The sequence below is a fragment of the Streptomyces sp. NPDC002004 genome (genome assembly GCF_053593975.1).
In genome coordinates this window covers 261,459-279,067 of the sequence record NZ_JBSFDP010000004.1, presented here as the reverse complement: position 1 = coordinate 279,067, position 17,609 = coordinate 261,459, and the positions used below count along the sequence as shown (strand labels likewise).

Annotated in this window: 15 protein-coding genes and 1 pseudogene; 3 read left to right on the top strand and 13 right to left on the bottom strand. The window is 72.8% G+C overall.

The genetic code is table 11. The features are described from left to right. Nucleotides 1-127: 127 nt before the first annotated feature. Nucleotides 128-1,012, bottom strand: a complete 885-nt coding sequence (locus ACWCP6_RS09630) for an alpha/beta hydrolase (RefSeq protein WP_450931810.1) — start codon at nt 1,010-1,012, stop codon at nt 128-130. A gap of 227 nt (nt 1,013-1,239) precedes the next feature. On the opposite strand from ACWCP6_RS09630, the gene ACWCP6_RS09625 reads away from it, so the two are divergent. Then, the gene (locus tag ACWCP6_RS09625; protein ID WP_450931809.1) at nt 1,240-1,842 is read left to right on the top strand and encodes a TetR/AcrR family transcriptional regulator; all 603 of its coding nucleotides are present in this window, start codon (nt 1,240-1,242) and stop codon (nt 1,840-1,842) included. A 73-nt stretch (nt 1,843-1,915) separates the two neighbouring features. Here the strand turns inward: ACWCP6_RS09625 and kynU are convergent, their stop codons facing one another. The 10 genes from kynU to ACWCP6_RS09575 form a co-directional block, all read right to left on the bottom strand. After that, on the bottom strand, nt 1,916-3,124 hold the full coding sequence (gene kynU, locus ACWCP6_RS09620; RefSeq protein ID WP_450931808.1) for a kynureninase: 1,209 nt from the start codon (nt 3,122-3,124) through the stop codon (nt 1,916-1,918). Next, nucleotides 3,117-3,959 carry a tryptophan 2,3-dioxygenase family protein gene (locus tag ACWCP6_RS09615; RefSeq protein ID WP_450931807.1) on the bottom strand — a complete coding sequence of 281 codons (843 nt, stop codon included), beginning with the start codon at nt 3,957-3,959 and terminating at the stop codon, nt 3,117-3,119. The genes kynU and ACWCP6_RS09615 overlap by 8 nt, the downstream gene beginning before the upstream one ends. Nucleotides 3,960-4,109: 150 nt before the next feature. Next, nucleotides 4,110-4,523 carry a DUF3151 domain-containing protein gene (locus ACWCP6_RS09610; RefSeq protein WP_450931806.1) on the bottom strand — a complete coding sequence of 138 codons (414 nt, stop codon included), beginning with the start codon at nt 4,521-4,523 and terminating at the stop codon, nt 4,110-4,112. A gap of 109 nt (nt 4,524-4,632) precedes the next feature. Then, a complete protein-coding gene (gene fbaA, locus ACWCP6_RS09605; protein WP_450931805.1) occupies nt 4,633-5,655 on the bottom strand; it encodes a class II fructose-bisphosphate aldolase in 1,023 nt (340 codons plus the stop codon). Nucleotides 5,656-5,835: 180 nt separating this feature from the next. After that, entirely contained in the window at nt 5,836-6,384 is a 549-nt protein-coding gene (gene pyrE / locus ACWCP6_RS09600) for an orotate phosphoribosyltransferase (RefSeq protein WP_450931804.1), read from the bottom strand. A gap of 10 nt (nt 6,385-6,394) precedes the next feature. Further along, nucleotides 6,395-7,225: an aldose epimerase family protein gene (locus ACWCP6_RS09595; protein ID WP_450931803.1), complete on the bottom strand. Its 831-nt coding sequence runs from the start codon at nt 7,223-7,225 to the stop codon at nt 6,395-6,397. Nucleotides 7,226-7,299: 74 nt separating this feature from the next. Next, nucleotides 7,300-8,202, bottom strand: coding sequence for an SRPBCC domain-containing protein (locus tag ACWCP6_RS09590; RefSeq protein ID WP_450931802.1), 903 nt, complete (start codon nt 8,200-8,202; stop codon nt 7,300-7,302). An 85-nt stretch (nt 8,203-8,287) separates the two neighbouring features. Next, nucleotides 8,288-9,919, bottom strand: coding sequence for a polyamine aminopropyltransferase (locus tag ACWCP6_RS09585; RefSeq protein ID WP_450931801.1), 1,632 nt, complete (start codon nt 9,917-9,919; stop codon nt 8,288-8,290). Nucleotides 9,920-10,040: 121 nt separating this feature from the next. After that, nucleotides 10,041-10,559: a DUF2617 family protein gene (locus ACWCP6_RS09580; protein ID WP_450931800.1), complete on the bottom strand. Its 519-nt coding sequence runs from the start codon at nt 10,557-10,559 to the stop codon at nt 10,041-10,043. A gap of 565 nt (nt 10,560-11,124) precedes the next feature. Continuing rightward, complete coding sequence (locus ACWCP6_RS09575; protein WP_450931799.1) at nt 11,125-11,436, bottom strand: hypothetical protein; 312 nt, start codon at nt 11,434-11,436, stop codon at nt 11,125-11,127. A 311-nt stretch (nt 11,437-11,747) separates the two neighbouring features. Here ACWCP6_RS09575 and ACWCP6_RS09570 point away from each other — a divergent pair, with 311 nt between their 5' ends. Together ACWCP6_RS09570 and ACWCP6_RS09565 are read left to right on the top strand one after the other, a co-directional pair. After that, nucleotides 11,748-12,956 carry a pyridoxal phosphate-dependent aminotransferase gene (locus tag ACWCP6_RS09570; protein WP_450931798.1) on the top strand — a complete coding sequence of 403 codons (1,209 nt, stop codon included), beginning with the start codon at nt 11,748-11,750 and terminating at the stop codon, nt 12,954-12,956. Nucleotides 12,957-13,015: 59 nt separating this feature from the next. Beyond that, nucleotides 13,016-14,251, top strand: coding sequence for a glycosyltransferase family 39 protein (locus ACWCP6_RS09565; protein ID WP_450931797.1), 1,236 nt, complete (start codon nt 13,016-13,018; stop codon nt 14,249-14,251). 29 nt (nt 14,252-14,280) lie between these two features. Here the strand turns inward: ACWCP6_RS09565 and ACWCP6_RS09560 are convergent, their stop codons facing one another. Together ACWCP6_RS09560 and clpB are read right to left on the bottom strand one after the other, a co-directional pair. Continuing rightward, nucleotides 14,281-14,835, bottom strand: a complete 555-nt coding sequence (locus ACWCP6_RS09560; protein WP_450931796.1) for a YbjN domain-containing protein — start codon at nt 14,833-14,835, stop codon at nt 14,281-14,283. 172 nt (nt 14,836-15,007) lie between these two features. Next, a pseudogene (gene clpB / locus ACWCP6_RS09555) lies at nt 15,008-17,608 on the bottom strand (ATP-dependent chaperone ClpB); the annotation flags it as partial. Between the last annotated feature and the right edge of the window lies 1 nt (nt 17,609).

Below are 17,609 nucleotides of genomic sequence, written 5' to 3'. Positions count from 1 at the left end.
GCCGGGGCGTATCGCCCGGCAGGAAAGGAAGGTATGGAGACGGTGGTGTCGTCGACATCACACCAGGGAGCCAACTGCGTACGTAGCTCTCAGGTATGAGGGGTATGACAGGGGCTTTCCCCAGGGGTCACCAGGCCAGTTGCGCGATCTCCTCCGCCACCACCGCGCATGCGTCCGCCGCGGGGTCGATCAGGGGGAAGTGCCCCACGCCCTCCAGGAGCGTGAAGCCGACGACCTCGCCCGCGTTCGCCGCCGCGTCGGCGTACGCCTCGGCCACCGTCTGCGGGACCTCGAGGTCCTCGCGGCCCTGGACCAGCGTCGTCGCGATCCCCGTGGGCAGCAGGGCGGCGGGGTCGGCGTACGGGAGGCGCTCCTCGAACCGGTCGGCGCCGCCGAGGAGTTGGAGTGCCGCGTTCGAGCAGACGTCCAGTTCCTCGGCGACCCGGAAGTCGGCGATCGGGGCGAGGGCGACGACACCGCGCAGCGGGGCGGGGTGCGCGCTGCGCCAGGGCGCGTCGGCGGGCAGGACGTGGCGGGCGGCGGCCCACAGGGCGAGGTGGCCGCCCGCGGAGTGCCCGGTGAGGACGGTGCGCCGCGCGTCGGCCTGCGGCAGGTGCTCCGCCACGAGGGCGGGCAGCGCGTCCATCGCGGCGGCCACGTCGTCGAACGTCTCGGGCCAGCGGCCCGCGACGGGCCCGGCGTCGCCCTGTGCCGGGATCACGCCGCCGCGCCGGTACTCGACGTTGGCCACGGCGAATCCGCGGCGGGCCAGGTGGTCGGCGAAGGGAGTGAGGTGCTGCCGGTCGTACCGGGCACGCCAGGCGCCCCCGTGCAGGACGACGACCAGCGGGGCGGAGCCACCGGGAGCCGCCGCGCCCTCGCGGGGCGCATAGAAGTCGATCACCTGGTCGGGGTGGTCGCCGTAGGCGGCGGTCGCGTCGGGCGGTACGGCGGGATGGGAGAACGCCGACTCCTCCTCTGCGGCGGCGCGGGCGGCGGCGTCGTCCGGCATGCTCCAACCTCTCAGCAGCGAAAAGGGCTTGATGATCTCGGCTGTGTGCGGGGACGGTATCAGGCCCGACGTGGGCCGGCACGGGGTTGTCACGCCCGGTGAAGGGGCCCCGGACCACGGGCGACCCGGCAAACGGTTCTCTTGTGCCGTTACGCTGGTCGACGGCCGTACCACGGGAGTCGTGGCAGGGCCCTTGCGCCAGCCGTAGGCCGTACGAGGAGGCCGTCATGTCCGCCGAACCCGGCACCGTTCGTCCCGGTGGGCGCACCGCACGGGTGCGGGCAGCCGTGCTGCGGGCGGCCGGGGACGTGCTCGCCGAGCAGGGGTTCGACCGTCTCGATCTCGCGGACGTGGCCCGGCGGGCCGACGTGGGGAAGACGACGGTGTACCGGCGGTGGGGGACCGTGACCGGTCTGGTGGCGGACCTGCTGGGCGACATGGCCGAGCAGTCCGTGCCCCGCAGCGACACCGGCTCCCTGCGCGGGGACCTGCGCGCCAATGCGGAGCTGGTCCAGCGGACGTTGGGGGATGCGCGGCAAGGAGCGCTCTTCCGCGCGGTGATCGCGGCGGCGGCGTGCGACGCACGGACGGAGGAGGCACTGGCCCGCTTCTACGAGGTGCGGGTGGCCGAGTGGGCGCCCTGCGTGGAGCAGGGCGTCGCGCGGGGCGAGGTGCCGAGCGGCACGGATGCCCCGGAGGTGATCCGTGCCGTCTCGGCGCCCCTGTACTACCGGTGGCTGACCACCGGCGTCGCGCCCGGACCCGACGATGCGGTCCGGGCCGCGGACGCCGCCCTGGCCGGCGCGGTGGCTGGCGTCTTCACGACCTGACCCGGACCGGCGGGATGCGCGGGGGCGCCGTGGCCGGCGCCCCCGCGCATCCCGGCCGGTCGTCGGGCGCCGGTCAGTCCAGCGCCTCCGCGAGGGCCCGCGCCGCCCGCTCCACGTCCGCGTAGCCGACGTACAGCGGGGTGAAGCCGAAGCGCAGTACGTCGGGATGGCGGAAGTCGCCGACCACACCGCGGGCCATCAGCCGGCTCATGACCTCGCCCGCGTCCGGGCAGCGCAACGCGACCTGGCTGCCGCGTTCCGCGTGGGCGGCCGGCGTGATCGCCTCCACCCGGCCCTCGGGGACGTACTCCCGTACGCACTCCAGGAAGAAGTCCGTCAGCGCCAGGGACTTCGCCCGCGCCGTGTCGATCGAGACGCCGTCCCAGACCTCCAGGGCCGCCTCCAGGGCGAGCATCGACAGGATGTCGGGGGTGCCCACGCGGCCCCGCACGGCGCCGTCGGCCGGCGTGTAGGACGGGCTCATGCCGAACGGGTCCGCATGGGAGGTCCAGCCGGGGAGCGGCGAGTCGAAACGGGACTGGAGGCCGCTGCGGACGTACAGGTACGCCGGTGCGCCCGGGCCTCCGTTCAGGTACTTGTAGGTGCAGCCGACCGCCAGATCGACCCCGTGTGCGTCCAGGCCCACCGGGAGCGCGCCCGCGCTGTGGCACAGGTCCCACACGGCGAGGGCCCCCGCCTCGTGGATCGCGGCCGTCAGACCGGGCAGGTCGTGCAGCCTGCCGGTGCGGTAGTCGACGTGGTTGAGCAGGACCACCGCGGTGCGCGGGCCGAGCACGGAGGGAACCTCGGCCGGTGTCACGGGGCGCAGTTCGCAGCCCGTCATCCGGGCTGCCGACCGGGCGATGTAGCCATCCGTCGGGAAGGTCGTCGCGTCGACGACGATCTCGTCGCGCGCCTCTTCGCCGGAGCGCACCATCCGCACCGCCGCCACCAGCGCCTTGAAGACGTTGACGCTCGTCGAGTCGCCGACCACGATCTGCCCGGGCGCCGCGCCGACCAGCGGTGCGATCCGGTCGCCGATACGTTCCGGCGCGGTCCACCAGCCGCTGTCGTCCCAGGAGCGGATGCGCAGCGCGCCCCACTCACGGGTGATCACGTCGGCCATCCGGTCCGGCACGTTCCGGGGCAGCGCGCCCAGCGAGTTGCCGTCCAGGTAGACACCGTCGTCGAGGACGAACAGATCGCGCAGCTTGCCGAGTTCGTCGGTGGCGTCCAGGGTCGCGGCCTTCTCGACGAGGCCGGAGGAAAAGGTCTCAGACATGACTGCGCGCCGTCCAAAGCTCGGGGAACACGTTCTTCACTGCCCTCTTCTCCAGCCAGGCGACCCCGGCGGAGCCGCCCGTGCCGACCTTGGCGCCCATCGCGCGCCGCGTCGCCACCAGGTGATCGTTTCGCCAGCGCCACACCAGCTCGGCGACGTCCGTCAGCGCCTCGCCCAGCCGCGCGACGTCCGTGGACTCGTCACCGGAGTAGACCCGCGCCCAGACCTCCTCGACCTCGGGCGACGCCTCGTAGCGCACGCTCACCTCGCGGTTCAGGACCGCGTCCGGGACCGCATGGCCGCGCCGGGCGAGCAGCCGCAGCACCTCGTCGTACAGGCTGGGCTCCTGGAGCGCCTTCTCCAGCTCCGTGTGCACCCGGGGCGCGCCCCGGTGCGGCACCAGCATGGCCGTGGACTTCTCGCCGAGCAGGAACTCCATGCGCCGGTACATCGCCGACTGGAAACCGGAGCCCTCGCCGAGCGCGGACCGGTACGCGTTGAACTGGGCCGGGGTCAGCTGACCGAGCGGCCTCCAGGACGCGTTCAGCGCCTCCAGCTCGCGCACCGACCGCTTCAGGGCCGCGACCGCGGTCGGGACGTCGTCGCCGCGCAGGGCCCGCGACGCGGTCTCCCACTCGTGCACGATGACGGTGAACCACAGCTCCATGACCTGGGTCGTGACCAGGAAGACCATCTCTCCGGGATCGTCCGAGAGGGGGTGCTGGAGGTGGGTGAGAACGTCCGCCTGGACGTAGTCCTCGTACGGGGTCGTTCCTGCGAAGTCGAGGTTCGGGGTCTCAGGCTCCTGAGCCCCTTGGTTCACCTCGTGGGACATCGCTGTCTCCTCGATACGTACTCCGGGTAGCGGTCCGCCCCTGCCGATCCCGGCACGGGGGCCCCGGTCCCCACCGGGCATCTTCCGCAATCGTCCCCGGATACGGCAAGGCCCGCCCGGTCACTGGGCCGGGCGGGCCGTGTCCCGTGGTCAGCCCAGGGTCTGCGCCGCCGTCGCCGAGGAGTCCTTCAGGAACTGCGAGCAGCGCTCGTACTCCTCGGTCTCGCCGATCGCCCGGGCGGCGCGGGCGAGGGCGTGCAGGGCGCGCAGGAAGCCGCGGTTCGGCTCGTGCTCCCACGGCACGGGGCCGTGGCCCTTCCAGCCGTTGCGGCGCAGCGCGTCCAGGCCCCGGTGGTAGCCCGTACGGGCGTAGGCGTACGACTCCACCACGCTGCCGCGCTCGAAGGCGTCGTCGGCGAGCTGCGCCCAGGCGAGCGAGGAGGTGGGGTACCGGGCGGCGACGTCGGCGGGCGCGGTGCCGTTCGCGAGCGCCTCGCGCGGCCCCGGGTCGTCGGGCAGATGGGTCGGGGGCGGACCCCCGAGCAGGTTCTCGTGAATACCCATGGGTTCCAGTCTCCCAGGTGCCGCCCGGGGGCGGACGGCACGGGGCCCGGCACCCCCTGCGGAGTGCCGGGCCCCGAAGCCCGTGGCGGCCCGAGGGGCCGCGCGGGGACTACTTCAGCTTGGTGCCGGCCGACCGCAGGTTCTGGCAGGCCACGCCCACGCGCTCGGCCATGGAGGCCTCGGCGAGCTTGCCCCAGGTGCGCGGGTCGTACTGCTTCTTCGAGCCGACCTCGCCGTCGACCTTCAGCACACCGTCGTAGTTCGTGAACATGTGCGCGGCGACGGGACGCGTGAAGGCGTACTGCGTGTCCGTGTCGATGTTCATCTTCACGACGCCGTTCTCCAGCGCGGTGTGGATCTCCTGCTCGGTGGAGCCGGAACCGCCGTGGAAGACGAAGTCGAACGGCTGCGGCTTGCCGTACTTGGCGGCGACGCCGTCGTTCAGCTCCTTCAGCAGCTCGGGACGCAGGACGACGTTGCCCGGCTTGTAGACGCCGTGCACGTTGCCGAAGGACGCGGCCAGCAGGTAGCGGCCCTTCTCGCCCAGGCCGAGGGCCTCGGCGGTGCGGATCGCGTCCTCGACGGTGGTGTACAGCGAGTCGTTGATCTCGTGCGTGACACCGTCCTCCTCGCCGCCGGTCGGGGTGATCTCGACCTCGAGGACGATCTTGGCGGCGTGGGCGCGGGCCAGCAGCTCCTGCGCGATGGCCAGGTTGTCGGCGAGGGTCTCCGCGGAGCCGTCCCACATGTGCGACTGGAACAGCGGGTTGCGGCCGGCCTTGACGCGCTCCTCGGAGACCGCGATCAGCGGGCGTACATAGCCGTCCAGCTTGTCCTTCGGGCAGTGGTCGGTGTGCAGCGCGACGGTGACCGGGTACTTCTCGGCGATGACGTGCGCGTACTCGGCGAGCGCGACCGCGCCCGTCACCATGTCCTTGCTGTACTGACCGCCCAGGAACTCCGCACCGCCGGTGGAGATCTGGATGATGCCGTCGCTCTCCGCCTCGGCGAAACCGCGCAGCGCCGCGTTCAGGGTCTGGGAGGAGGTGACGTTGATCGCCGGGTAGGCGAACTTGCCTGCCTTCGCCCGGTCGAGCATCTCGTTGTAGACCTCGGGGGTTGCGATGGGCATCTGTCCGCTCCTTGTGATGTGCGGGTGTCTGTTTGCGACCCTGACCTAGGGGTGGCGACGTCATCGTCGGGGCCATCTTCCCAGACGCCGCCGAATGCTCCACCCACCCCGTCCGGCCGTCCCCCGGGTGCCGCCCCGCGGGCACCCGGCCGGGTGCGGCCGGGTCCCCCGCGCCGGGCGTCAGTCGAGCCCGAGCTCGTCCTTCGAGAACGCGAACAGGTAGGGCACCCCCGCGCCCTCGCTGATCTTCTCGGCCGCGCCGGTCGCCCGGTCGACGATGGTCGCCACGGCGACGACCTCGGCGCCCGCGGCGCGGACCGCCTCCACGGCGGTGAGCGGGGAGCCGCCCGTGGTGGAGGTGTCCTCCACGACCAGCACGCGGCGGCCCTTGATGTCCGGGCCCTCGACCTGGCGCTGCATGCCGTGCGCCTTGGCGGCCTTGCGCACCACGTACGCGTCGAGGCTCCTGCCGCGCGCAGCCGCGGCGTGCAGCATCGCCGCCGCCACCGGGTCGGCGCCCATGGTGAGGCCGCCCACCGCGTCGTAGTCCAGGTCGGCGGTCAGGTCGAGCATGACCTGACCCACCAGCGGCGCGGCGACACCGTCGAGGGTGACCCGGCGCAGGTCGACGTAGTAGTCGGCCTCAAGACCCGAGGAGAGGGTCACCTTGCCGTGCACCACGGCCTTGTCCTTGATCTGCTGCTTCAGCGCGCCACGTACGTCCGTCATACGTGTCAGCTTAGAGCGCGCGCCATGTCCACACGGTCGTGACCTCCAGCGGGTCGATGGGGGTGACGAGCCGGGGCCGGGTGTTCAACCCGTCGGGCGGACCGGACTGCGGCTCCGCGCACACGGCTGCCTCCTGCTCGTCGTACACGACGACCCACTGCTCCGGGCTGGCGACCTTGAGCTCCAGCTGCCCGGGCCAGGTGATCGTGACGTCCACCCCGTCCGGCATCCCGAAGCAGTCGTCCCAGGGGCCGGGCTCGGGGTCGATGCGGCGGCCGGTCGGCAGATGGTCGTCGCCGCGCTCCTCCTGCCAGGCGGGCGTGAAATCGATGCGGGCGTCCTGCCCTCCGCCGAGGGTGCGGTTGAACCACGGGTGCCAGCCCGCCTGCGCCGGGAAGGACGAGTCGTACGTCTCGACGCACAGCGTCAGCGTCAGCGAGTTCTCCGCCAGCTCGACGCGGTGGGTGACACGGCCCGGGTACGGCCAGGGGTCCTCGAGGTCGTAGGTGAACACCGCCTCGCGGTCGCCGGCGGGGCTCCCCCCTGCTCCGGCGCGGCCTCGGCCCTGGGGGCGGGCGGTGTGCCACGCGTGGTCGCGGGCCGTGCCGTGGATGGCGTGCGGGGGAGAGTTCAGGGGCATCTGGTGGACGACGCCGCCGTTGCGGAACCGGCCGTCCCTGATCCGTCCGCACCACGGCACCATCGGGAAGCAGCCGTAGCGGTCGCCCTGCCGGAGCAGTTCGGTGCCGGCGATGCGCAGGCTGCCGACCCGGCAGCCGTGGCCCGGGCGGATCGTCACGTCCGCGTCGCCCGCGGTCAGCGTGATGTCTTCGGTACTCACGGTGCGACTTTAGGGGGGCGGGGCGCCTGGTGGCATGTCCGGCGCGGGGCCGGCACGCGTCCCGGCCGACGGGGTCAGCGGGTCCGGCGGCGCAGGGCGCGGGTCACGACGATGGCGGAGGCCACCAGCAGGGCCGCCGCCGGGGCCGCCCAGCGGAGGGTGGCGGTGGGCGACGCGGTCTCCGGTGCCGGCACCGGCGCGTACCGCCCGCGCGGCGGCGCGTGGTCGACCTCCTCGGCGCTCCGGCCGATCATCGTCCGCCGGGCGTGCGCGGCCTCGGCGGGCGGCGCGACGACGTCCTCCCCGTCGGGCGAGACGTCTCCGGCGAAGGGGTCGAGCGAGGACGGGGGCACGTCCACGTCGAAGACGGAGGGCTCGGGCTGCCCGGCGGAGGGCTCCTCTGCGGTGGGTTCCTCGGCTGTGGGCTCCTCGGCGCCGCCGGTGGACGCATCCCTCTCGGTGTCCGTGCCCGCCCCGTCCGCGCCCGAGTCGTCGTCCGTGCGTGCCTCGGGCAGGCGGTCGGCCGGTGCGGAACCGGTGGGCAGCGGCGCGTCACCGGACTCCAGCGCCAGCGCCTCGCCGAACCTGTCCAGCAGCCGCTCGGACGCCGACCGCAGTGCGTCGGAGGGGAGTTCGGCGACCCGTCCGTCGCCGGAGCCGCCACCGGAGAACCTGAGCACGGTCCCGCCTTCGACGGGGTCGAGGGACAGGCTGAGCGCCAGCTTCACGGAGCCGCCGCCGCGCACCTCGGTCCCGTCGCCCTCGACGGAGAACCGGTCGTCGCCCGCCGCGGAGATCCGCAGCGCGCCGCGATAGGTGATCGAGCTGCCCCCGACCCGCACCTTGAACCGGCCCGCCCCGGGGGACTCCACCGTGTCCTGCTGGAACCCGGGCACCGCCCGGGCGACCCGTACGGGATCGGCCAGGGCCCTGCGCAGGGACTCCACCGGAACCGGAACGAATACCTCGTGCTCCATGACAGCCGAGCCTACCCACGCCCGCCGTTCCTGTACCGCCTCCGCGCGGAATCCGCCGCCGCGGGCAGGCCCGGAGGACCGGCCGTCAGCCCGTGTACCGCGGGTGCACCAGCGTCGAGGGGGGCAGCCCGGGCCCGGGGGCACGGTCCGCGTCGCACCCGCCCCGCAGGCCCCGTACGTCCTGGACCGACCTGGCGCCGGCCGGCCCGCGTCCGGCGAGCACGAACCCCCAGTCGCGCGGGGCGCGCGCGCCGTCGGGAGTGCGGCGGTCGGGTCCCGCCGGGGACCCGGACAGCCGTCCGCTCACGCAGTACGGCAGGGTGGACAACCCGGCCGCCCGTATCGTCGCGTCGACGGTCCGGAAGACGCGCGGCCGGGACGCGGCGGAGCCCGCGTGCGCGACGAGCCGTCCGCCGTCGGCGAGCACCCGGCCGGCGAGCCCGTAGAACTCCTGCGAGTACAGCTTGGTGCTGGCGGTGATGCCGGGGTCCGGCAGATCGGCCACGATCACGTCGTACGGCGCCTGCCTCGCGCCCGCGCCGCGCAGCCAGCCGAAGGCGTCGTCGGTGACGACGTGCACGCGCGGGTCGTCGTACACATGCGCGTTGAGCGCGCTGAGCGCCGGGTCGTGCCGGGCGAGGGAGACGACGCCGGCGTCGATCTCCACGATGTCGAGGCGGCGGACGCCGGGGTGCCGCAGGACGTCGCGGGCGGCGAGACCGTCGCCGCCGCCGAGGATCAGCACCCGCTCATGGGGCCCTTCCATGGCCGGGCGGACCAGTGCGTCGTGGTAGCGCCGCTCGTCGCGGGAGCTGACCCGCAGCCGGCCGTCGAGGTACAGGCCGAGCGGGCCGTGGGCGCCGCCGGTGAGGACGACCTCCTGGATGCCGGTCTGCACGGCGACGCGTACGTCCCGCCCGTACACGGCCTGCCGGGCGGCCCGTTCGAAGTCGTCGACGAGGACGGCCGCGGTGGCGAGGACGCCGAGCACCACGACGTTGGCGACCAGGAGGAACCAGCGGCCGCGACGGCTCAGATCGCGCCGGAACAGGCCGAGGACGAGGGCGCCGCCCGCCAGCGCGTTCACCGCGCCGGTGAGCAGCGCACCCGTCAACTGGCCGAGCAGCGGCAGCAGCAGGAAGGGAAAGGCCAGCCCGCCGACGAGCGCGCCCACGTAGTCGGCGGCGAACAGGTCGGCGACCGCCCCGCCCGCGTCCTGCCGCCGGATGCGCTGGATCAGCACCATCAGCAGGGGGATCTCGGCGCCGATGAGGACGCCGATCGCGAGCGAGAAGGCGACGAGCAGCACACGTGAGTCCCCGATCCCGGAGTCGCCACGGGCGCCGGTCCAGGCGAACGCCGCGTACAGCGCCATCGCGCTGCACCCGCCGACCAGCGCGAGCGCGGCCTCGACCGCGCCGAACCCGGCTGCGGCGCGCAGCCGCAGCCGCTTCGCGGCGAGCGATCCGATACCCATCGCGAAGACCATCACGGAGAGCACCACGGACGCCTGGGTGACCGAGTCGCCGATCAAGTACGAGGCGAGCGCGACGAGTTCCAGCTCGTACACCAGCCCGCAGGCGGCGCAGACGAAGACGCCCGCGAGGACGAGGTACCGGCCGGTCGTGGGCGTGACGGGCAGCCGCGCCGGGCTCCGCGCCTGCCGGGGCCGCGGTGGGGCCGGGAGCAGTGGTGCGGGGCCGCGCGGTTCGATCACATCGCGAACGCTACGTCACCACCCGATCGCACCTGGTCACCCACACGTGTGGAGCCGGCTCGGACACGCATACGCCGGCTCCTTCGGGATCAGGGGTACGGACTCGGGCGGGCCGGCGCGCTCAGGCCGCGGCCGCCACGCGCACGCCGACGCGGGTCCGGGTCACCACGAGCTGGCCGTCCTGGGGATAGGCGTGCCAGGTGCGCCAGTGCACCTGGCCCTGGTGGCGCTGCGCGAGCATCGCCGTGAAGGCATGGGGGTCGCCGGGGAAGACCCCGGCGAGCCCGTTCGGATGGTCGGAGACCAGGGCGATGAGCTCCTGCGCCCGGCCCGCGAACTGCCCCCGGGACAGGGTCTCGACACGCGCCGCGAACTCGTACTCCCAGTTGTCCACACGTTCGGCGACGCCGAGCGGCAGCGGTGTGCTGCTGCCCGGAATGCAGGCGACGGTCTCCGAACACGTGCCCCGTTCCTCCTCCAGGAGGACCTGATGGGAGGCACCGAGCAGCCTCAACTGGACTTTGGCGTCCGAGAGTTCGAGGTCGAGCGTGGCGAGCGCGGGCAGCGGTTCACGCCCCAGGGTCCAGGCGAGGTCGGCCGCGCGCGTATCGGTGTAGGCGGTGTTCAGGGTCGTGAGCATGGGGTGGGCTCCGCTGGCGCGCAAGGAAGGTGAGGGCCGACGCGGCCCGGAAGGCACGCCGGAGACCGTCCCGGGGCGTCCGGGCGGTCGGGCGGATCGGGTGGCCGGCTCATGCCCAAGAGAATGTCCGAGGGCTGCGTTGACTTTAAGAGGGAATCATGAACGGCCATGGCACCACAGCCTTTTTACCCAACTTCGTTGGGTTTCCATCCCCCCGAGGGCTGCGCAGTTCAACTGTTCAACAACGAGCCGGTGCCAACGGTGACGCAACGAGCGCATGCTCGAATCCGGAACGGGCGCATGCCCTCAAGGCCGGGGCGGTTGGCGTGATTTCGCTCCGGCGGACACTCCCGTACACGCGCCCCTGCTCACAACCCCCGCCGCCGCAGACGCCCTTGCACTCCCGAGGCGCCCGTCGAGGGCGTGCCCCGCGGCCGGACACCTGGCGGCCCGGACCCCGGCGCCCAGCGCCCGGCGGCCCGGACCCCGTGTCCGACAGGCCCCCGTGTCCGACGGCCCCCCCGTGTCCGACAGACCCCCCTGCCCGACAGACGGCCCCCGGTGCTCAGCTGCCTCCGCCGCAGCCGCCACCACCGCAGGACGAGCCGCAGGACGAGCCGCCGCACGAGGAGTGACCTCCGCACGAGTGGGAGTGCCCTCCGTGGTGCGAGCCGCCTCCGCAGGACGAGGAGGTGTCCGTGGTTCCGGCCCACCAGCTGTTGTCGGAGCGGTGGGAACGCCCGCCCCCCGACCGGGACGCGGACGGCCGGCGGCCCTTCGTCATGGACACCGCGCGGCCGGTGCTGCTCTTGCGGTTCGTCGCGAACACGACGAGCGCCACCACGAGCACGGCCAGGATGATGCCGATGGCGATCATGGCGTCACCCTCCTTTCGTTTCCCCCGAAGCAGACCCCCCGTGGGTCGTGCTGTTCGTTCGTGCGAGGGGGATGCCCCCGGCCGCACGGGCCGAAAGCAGAGTTGAGGAAGTTCTGAGGGTCCACCGGGGAAAACGCCCCCTGACCTGCGCAGAAGGGAGTCTCGGCCGTCTTCCCGGGGCCGGCCGCGACGGACGACGACGGGCGAAAGGCGGCAACGGCGCTCCCCCTGTCCGGCGATGGCGCGTTGACCACCACCGCGGGCGTCCATCCGGGGACGCCGGTTGAGGAAGTCGAGCGGTTCGGCGCAGGATGACCGCCATGACCTCCAGTGCGCGCCCTCTCCTCAACCGCAGGCTGGCTTCCTTCGGGACCACGATCTTCGCGGAGATGTCCGCGCTGGCCGCGCGGACCGGTTCGATCAACCTCGGCCAGGGCTTCCCCGACACGGACGGCCCCGAGGAGGTCCGCGAGGCCGCGGTGCGGGCGCTGCGCGACGGCCGGGGCAACCAGTACCCGCCGGGCCCGGGCATCCCCGAGCTGCGCACGGCGATCGCCGGGCACCAGCAGCGCCGGTACGCGCTCACGTACGACCCCGACACCGAGGTCCTGGTGACGGCCGGCGCGACCGAGGCGATCGCGGCGGCCCTGCTGGCGCTCCTGGAACCCGGCGACGAGGTGATCGCGCTGGAGCCGTACTACGACTCGTACGCGGCGTGCATCGCGATGGCGGGCGGCACCCGGGTGCCCGTCACGCTGCGGCCGCGCGAGGCCGGCGAGACGGCCGGCGAGGGACAGGGCTTCCACCTGGACCTCGACGAGCTGCGCGCCGCGGTGACGCCGCGCACCCGGCTGCTGCTCGTCAACACCCCGCACAACCCGACCGGCACGGTGCTGACCCGAGCCGAGCTGACCGAGATCGCGCAGCTCGCCGTGGAGCGGGACCTGCTCGTGGTGACGGACGAGGTGTACGAGCACCTGGTCTTCGACGACGCCGAGCACGTACCGCTCGCCACCCTGCCGGGAATGCGGGAGCGGACCGTCACCATCGGCTCGGCGGGCAAGACCTTCTCCTTCACCGGCTGGAAGGTCGGCTGGGTGACCGCGCCGGCCGAGCTCGTGACGGCGGTCAGGTCGGCGAAGCAGTTCCTGACGTACGTCTCGTCCGGGCCGTTCCAGTACGCGGTCGCCGAAGCGCTGGCGCTGCCCGACTCCTACTTCGAGGCGTTCCGCACGGACATGCGGGCCAAGCGGGAGCTGCTCGCGTCGGGCCTCGCCGAGGCCGGGTTCCATGTGCACGTGCCCCGCGGTACGTACTTCATCACCACCGACATCCGGGCGCTCGGGGAGAGCGACGGGTTCGCGTTCTGCCGGGCGCTTCCGGAGCGGGCCGGGGTCGTCGCCATCCCCAACGCCGTGTTCTACGACGACGTGGCGGCCGGGGCACCGTTCGTGCGGTTCGCCTTCTGCAAGCGGCCCGAGGTCCTCGCCGATGCGGTGCAGCGTCTCAAGGCCCTGTAGGTAACCCGGGCGGGCGCGCAGCGGTCGCGGGGGCCACGGCGGCACCGCAAGGTGCGGTTGTGGAGACCGTTGCAACCGCCTCCGTCAGAAAGCCCGGTGCCGGGACCTTCTCCCGCCCCTTACCGGGCTCCCGGCCGCGCACCGGCAAGGGCGACCTCCGTCGCCGCGCGGAGCGTCTGCCCGCGGCGGCTCTCACGGCCACCACGCTGTTCCTGGCCGCCCGGCTGACCGCGACGGCGGTGGTCACGCTGACCGCCTGGCGCCTGAACCGCGATCCGGTCCGGATCCTCGGCCGCTCCTGGGACTCCATCTGGTACCTGCACATCGCCGCGCACGGGTACGGGCGGACCGTCCCGTACAGCGACGGAACCGTGCACAGCGATCTCGCGTTCTTCCCGCTCTACCCCTGGGCGATCCGGGGCGTCACGTCCGTGACGCAGCTGAGCGGCGAGGTCGCGGGGCTCCTGGTGGCGTGGGTGGCCGCGCTGGCCGCCGCATGGGGGATCTACCGCGTCGGGGAACGGCTGCACGGGCGGGCCGTGGGGACGGTGCTCGTCCTGGTCTGGGCCCTGCTGCCGCACTCCGTGGTGCTGAGCATGGCGTACACGGAACCGGTGCTCACGGCCTTCGCGGCCTGGGCGCTGTACGCGGTGCTGTCGCGGCGCTGGGTGTGGGCGGGGGTGCTGGCAGCGCTCGCGGGGGTGTCCCGCCCGAACGGATTCGCGGTGGCCGTCGCGGTCGTCGCCGCCGCGGTGTACGAGGTCTGGCAGGAGCGCGGAAAAGTTCCCCACAGGCTGTGGACAGGGATCCTGCTCGCACCGCTCGGCTGGTGCGGTTACGTGGCGTGGGTGGGGCTGCGCAAGGGCGACCTGCTCGGTGGGTACTTCGCGGTGCAGCGCGCCTGGGGGTCGCGGTTCGACTTCGGCGTGGGGGCGGTGGACTACGTGCGGGGGCTGGTGCTGCGCGGCAGCGGGCGGTTCGTCTTCCCGCTCGCGCTGCTGACCGTGCTGGCGGCCGTGGTGCTGTTCGTGCTGCTCCTCGTGGACCGGGAGCCGCTTCCGGTGGTCGTCTACGCCGGTGTCCTGCTGGTGATCGTGGTCGGCGGCTCCGGGTTCTTCGACTCCAAGCCGCGGTTCCTGCTGCCCGCGTTCCCGCTGCTGCTGCCGCTCGCGCGGGCCCTGGTGAGAACGGCGAGAGCCCGGCCGTGGCACGCCGCCGTGGTGGTCGGCGCCCTGGCCGGGCTCTCGTTCGTGTACGGGACCTATCTGGTCACGTTCGCCCGCGCACCCCTGTAGGCGTCACGGGCGCGGGCCGGGGGCTGCGACTACGCGTCGTCGCCCTCGGGGGCCTCGCCGTCGCCCTCGGGCCCGTCCGCGGACGAGTCGACGTCCTTCTCCAGGCCGAGCTGCTCGACGAGCCAGCGGTCGAACTCGATGGCCGCGCGCACCCAGCTGACCGTCGAGGAGACGAAGTGCTCCAGGCTGACGCCGGTGCCGATCAGCATCTGCGCCTCGCCGATCAGACGGACCGTGCCGTCGTCCTGCGTGTGGCTGTAGACCTTCGGCCACAGCGTGCGGCGGTTCCAGTCGTCGATGGACTCCAGCAGCTGCTGCTTCTCGTCGAGCTTGTGCGGCCGGTCGTAGAAGGTCCGCACCGAGAAGACCTGCTGGTCGGCCTCGCCGCGGAACATGAAGTACGTGCGGAATTCCTCCCACGGCGCCGCGAGGTCGCCCTCGTCGTCGACGACGTACTTGAGCTCCATCTGGTCGAGGAGCTGCTTCACAAGATCCTGATCCGGGACGACGGGGCCCGCCGGTCCTTGGGGCTGCGGCTCGGGCTGGCCCCCGAAGTTCGGAATCGAGGACGGGTCGATGCTCACCGTGTTTTTCCCTTCGTACGGATTCCGCCATCCTCCCCCATCCCGGGCGGGTGCTGGCAACCCCCGCCCGGTGGTGTTTCCCCGTATCTGGCCTGATTCCGCAGTCGGCTTAAATGGGGCTCTCCGGTGCCCTCCGGACGCCTCGGAGCGTCTTCCCGGAACCGGCGGATCCGGTGCTCCCGCTGCTGGCGGGTCCCACGATCAGGCCGTCCCCAAACGCGTCGACGCGGACCGTGTCGCCGTCCGTGACCTCGCCCGAGAGGATCTCCTTCGCGAGGCGGTCGCCGATGGCGGTCTGGACGAGGCGGCGCAGGGGGCGGGCGCCGTACACCGGGTCGTTCCCCTCCTCCGCGAGCCAGGCCAGGGCCTCAGGGGTCACCTCCAGGGTGAGCCGGCGCTCGGCGAGCCGCCGGGCCAGGCGGTCGATCTGCAGCCGGGCGATGTGCTCCAGCTCGGCCGTGCCGAGCGCCGAGAAGACGACGGTGTCGTCGAGCCGGTTGAGGAACTCGGGCTTGAACGAGGCCCGGACCACCTCCAGCACCTGCTGCCGCTTCTCCTCCTCGCTCGACGCCGGCTCGACCAGGTACTGGCTGCCCAGGTTCGAGGTCAGCACGAGGATGGTGTTGCGGAAGTCGACCGTGCGGCCCTGGCCGTCGGTGAGGCGGCCGTCGTCGAGGACCTGGAGCAGGACGTCGAAGACCTCGGGGTGGGCCTTCTCGACCTCGTCGAGCAGGATCACCGAGTACGGGCGCCGGCGCACCGCCTCGGTCAGCTGGCCGCCCTCCTCGTAGCCGACGTACCCGGGCGGGGCACCGACGAGCCGCGCGACGCTGTGCTTCTCGCCGTACTCGCTCATGTCGATGCGGACCATGGCCCGCTCGTCGTCGAAGAGGAAGTCCGCGAGGGCCTTGGCGAGTTCGGTCTTGCCCACGCCGGTGGGGCCGAGGAACAGGAACGACCCGGTGGGCCGGTCGGGATCGGCGATCCCTGCGCGGGTGCGGCGCACGGCGTCGGACACGGCCCGCACGGCCTCGGTCTGGCCGATGAGCCGCTTGCCGATCTCCTCCTCCATGCGCAGCAGCTTCTGCGTCTCGCCCTCCAGCAGCCGCCCCGCCGGGATGCCGGTCCAGGAGCCGACCACATCGGCGATGTCGTCGGGACCGACCTCCTCCTTGACCATGGAGTTTTTGGCGGCCTCCTGCTGGGCCTCGGCGGCGGAGGCCTCCTCCAGCTCGCGCTCGACGGCGGGGATCTCGCCGTACAGCAGCTTGGACGCCGAGTCGAAGTCGCCATCGCGCTGGGCGCGCTCGGCCTGGCCGCGCAGGTCGTCGAGCTTCTCCTTCAGCTCACCGACCCGGTTCAGGGACTGCTTCTCCTTCTCCCAGCGGGCGGTGAGACCACGCAGCTCCTCCTCCCTGTCGGCGAGGTCGCGACGCAGCTTCTCCAGCCGCTGCACGCTGGCCGGGTCGGTCTCCTTGCTCAGCGCCAGCTCCTCCATCTTCAGCCGGTCGACGGAGCGCTGGAGTTCGTCGATCTCGACGGGCGAGGAGTCGATCTCCATGCGCAGCCGGGACGCGGCCTCGTCGACGAGGTCGATGGCCTTGTCGGGGAGGAAGCGCGAGGTGATGTAGCGGTCGGAGAGGGACGCGGCCGCGACCAGGGCGCTGTCCGCGATCTGCACCTTGTGGTGGGCCTCGTACCGCCCCTTGAGTCCGCGCAGGATCGCGATGGTGTCCTCGACGGTCGGCTCGGCGACCAGCACCTGCTGGAAGCGGCGCTCCAGCGCCGGGTCCTTCTCGATCCGCTCGCGGTACTCGTCGAGCGTGGTCGCGCCGACCATGCGCAGCTCACCGCGGGCGAGCATCGGCTTGAGCATGTTGCCCGCGTCCATGGCGGAGTCTCCGCCGGCGCCCGCGCCGACGACGGTGTGCAGCTCGTCGATGAAGGTGATGATCTGGCCGTCGCTCGCCTTGATCTCGGCGAGCACGGTCTTCAGCCGCTCCTCGAACTCGCCGCGGTACTTCGCCCCGGCGACCATGGCACCGATGTCGAGCGCGACGAGCCGCTTGTTCCTCAGCGACTCGGGCACGTCGCCCTTGACGATCCGCTGCGCGAGCCCCTCGACCACGGCCGTCTTGCCGACCCCGGGCTCGCCGATGAGCACGGGGTTGTTCTTGGTGCGGCGGGACAGCACCTGCACGACCCGCCGGATCTCCTGGTCCCGCCCGATGACGGGGTCGAGCTTGCCCTCACGCGCCGCCGCGGTGAAGTCGGTGCCGAACTTCTCCAGGGCCTTGTACTGGCCCTCGGGGTCGGGTGTCGTCACCCGGCGCCCTCCTCTGATCTTCTGAAACGCGTCGAGCAGGTTCTTCGGGGTGGCCCCGTGCTTGTCGAGGACCTCCGCGGCGGAGCCGCCCTTCCCCGCGATGCCGATGAGCAGGTGCTCCGTGGACAGGAACTCGTCGCCCAGGTCCTTGGCCTGCCGGCCGGCGTCGGCGATCACGGCGAGCAGCTCGCGGTTGGGCTGCGGGGGCGCGACGGTGGACCCCGTGACGCTGGGCAGCGCGGCGAGGGCCTTCTCCGCCGCCGCCCGTACGGCGGCCTGGTCGGCGTCGACCGCGGCGAGCAGGTCGACGATGTTCTCGTTGTCCTGTCCCTCGAGCAGCGCCAGCAGCAAGTGTGTGGGGGTCAGATCCGCGTGCCCCTCGGAGACGGCCCGGCTACTGGCCGCGTTGATCGCGTCCCGGCTCCTGTTCGTCAGCTCGGCGTCCACG

What these genes read in the sequence shown, in the direction of transcription:
- ACWCP6_RS09615 (WP_450931807.1), bottom strand. Translation starts at nt 3,959, where the DNA reads ATGTCCCACGAGGTGAACCAAGGGGCTCAGGAGCCTGAGACCCCGAAC.
- ACWCP6_RS09610 (WP_450931806.1), bottom strand. Translation starts at nt 4,523, where the DNA reads ATGGGTATTCACGAGAACCTGCTCGGGGGTCCGCCCCCGACCCATCTG.
- fbaA (WP_450931805.1), bottom strand. Translation starts at nt 5,655, where the DNA reads ATGCCCATCGCAACCCCCGAGGTCTACAACGAGATGCTCGACCGGGCG.
- pyrE (WP_450931804.1), bottom strand. Translation starts at nt 6,384, where the DNA reads ATGACGGACGTACGTGGCGCGCTGAAGCAGCAGATCAAGGACAAGGCC.
- ACWCP6_RS09570 (WP_450931798.1), top strand. Translation starts at nt 11,748, where the DNA reads ATGACCGCCATGACCTCCAGTGCGCGCCCTCTCCTCAACCGCAGGCTG.
- ACWCP6_RS09590 (WP_450931802.1), bottom strand. Translation starts at nt 8,202, where the DNA reads ATGGAGCACGAGGTATTCGTTCCGGTTCCGGTGGAGTCCCTGCGCAGG.
- ACWCP6_RS09630 (WP_450931810.1), bottom strand. Translation starts at nt 1,012, where the DNA reads ATGCCGGACGACGCCGCCGCCCGCGCCGCCGCAGAGGAGGAGTCGGCG.
- kynU (WP_450931808.1), bottom strand. Translation starts at nt 3,124, where the DNA reads ATGTCTGAGACCTTTTCCTCCGGCCTCGTCGAGAAGGCCGCGACCCTG.
- ACWCP6_RS09580 (WP_450931800.1), bottom strand. Translation starts at nt 10,559, where the DNA reads ATGCTCACGACCCTGAACACCGCCTACACCGATACGCGCGCGGCCGAC.
- ACWCP6_RS09625 (WP_450931809.1), top strand. Translation starts at nt 1,240, where the DNA reads ATGTCCGCCGAACCCGGCACCGTTCGTCCCGGTGGGCGCACCGCACGG.
- ACWCP6_RS09575 (WP_450931799.1), bottom strand. Translation starts at nt 11,436, where the DNA reads ATGATCGCCATCGGCATCATCCTGGCCGTGCTCGTGGTGGCGCTCGTC.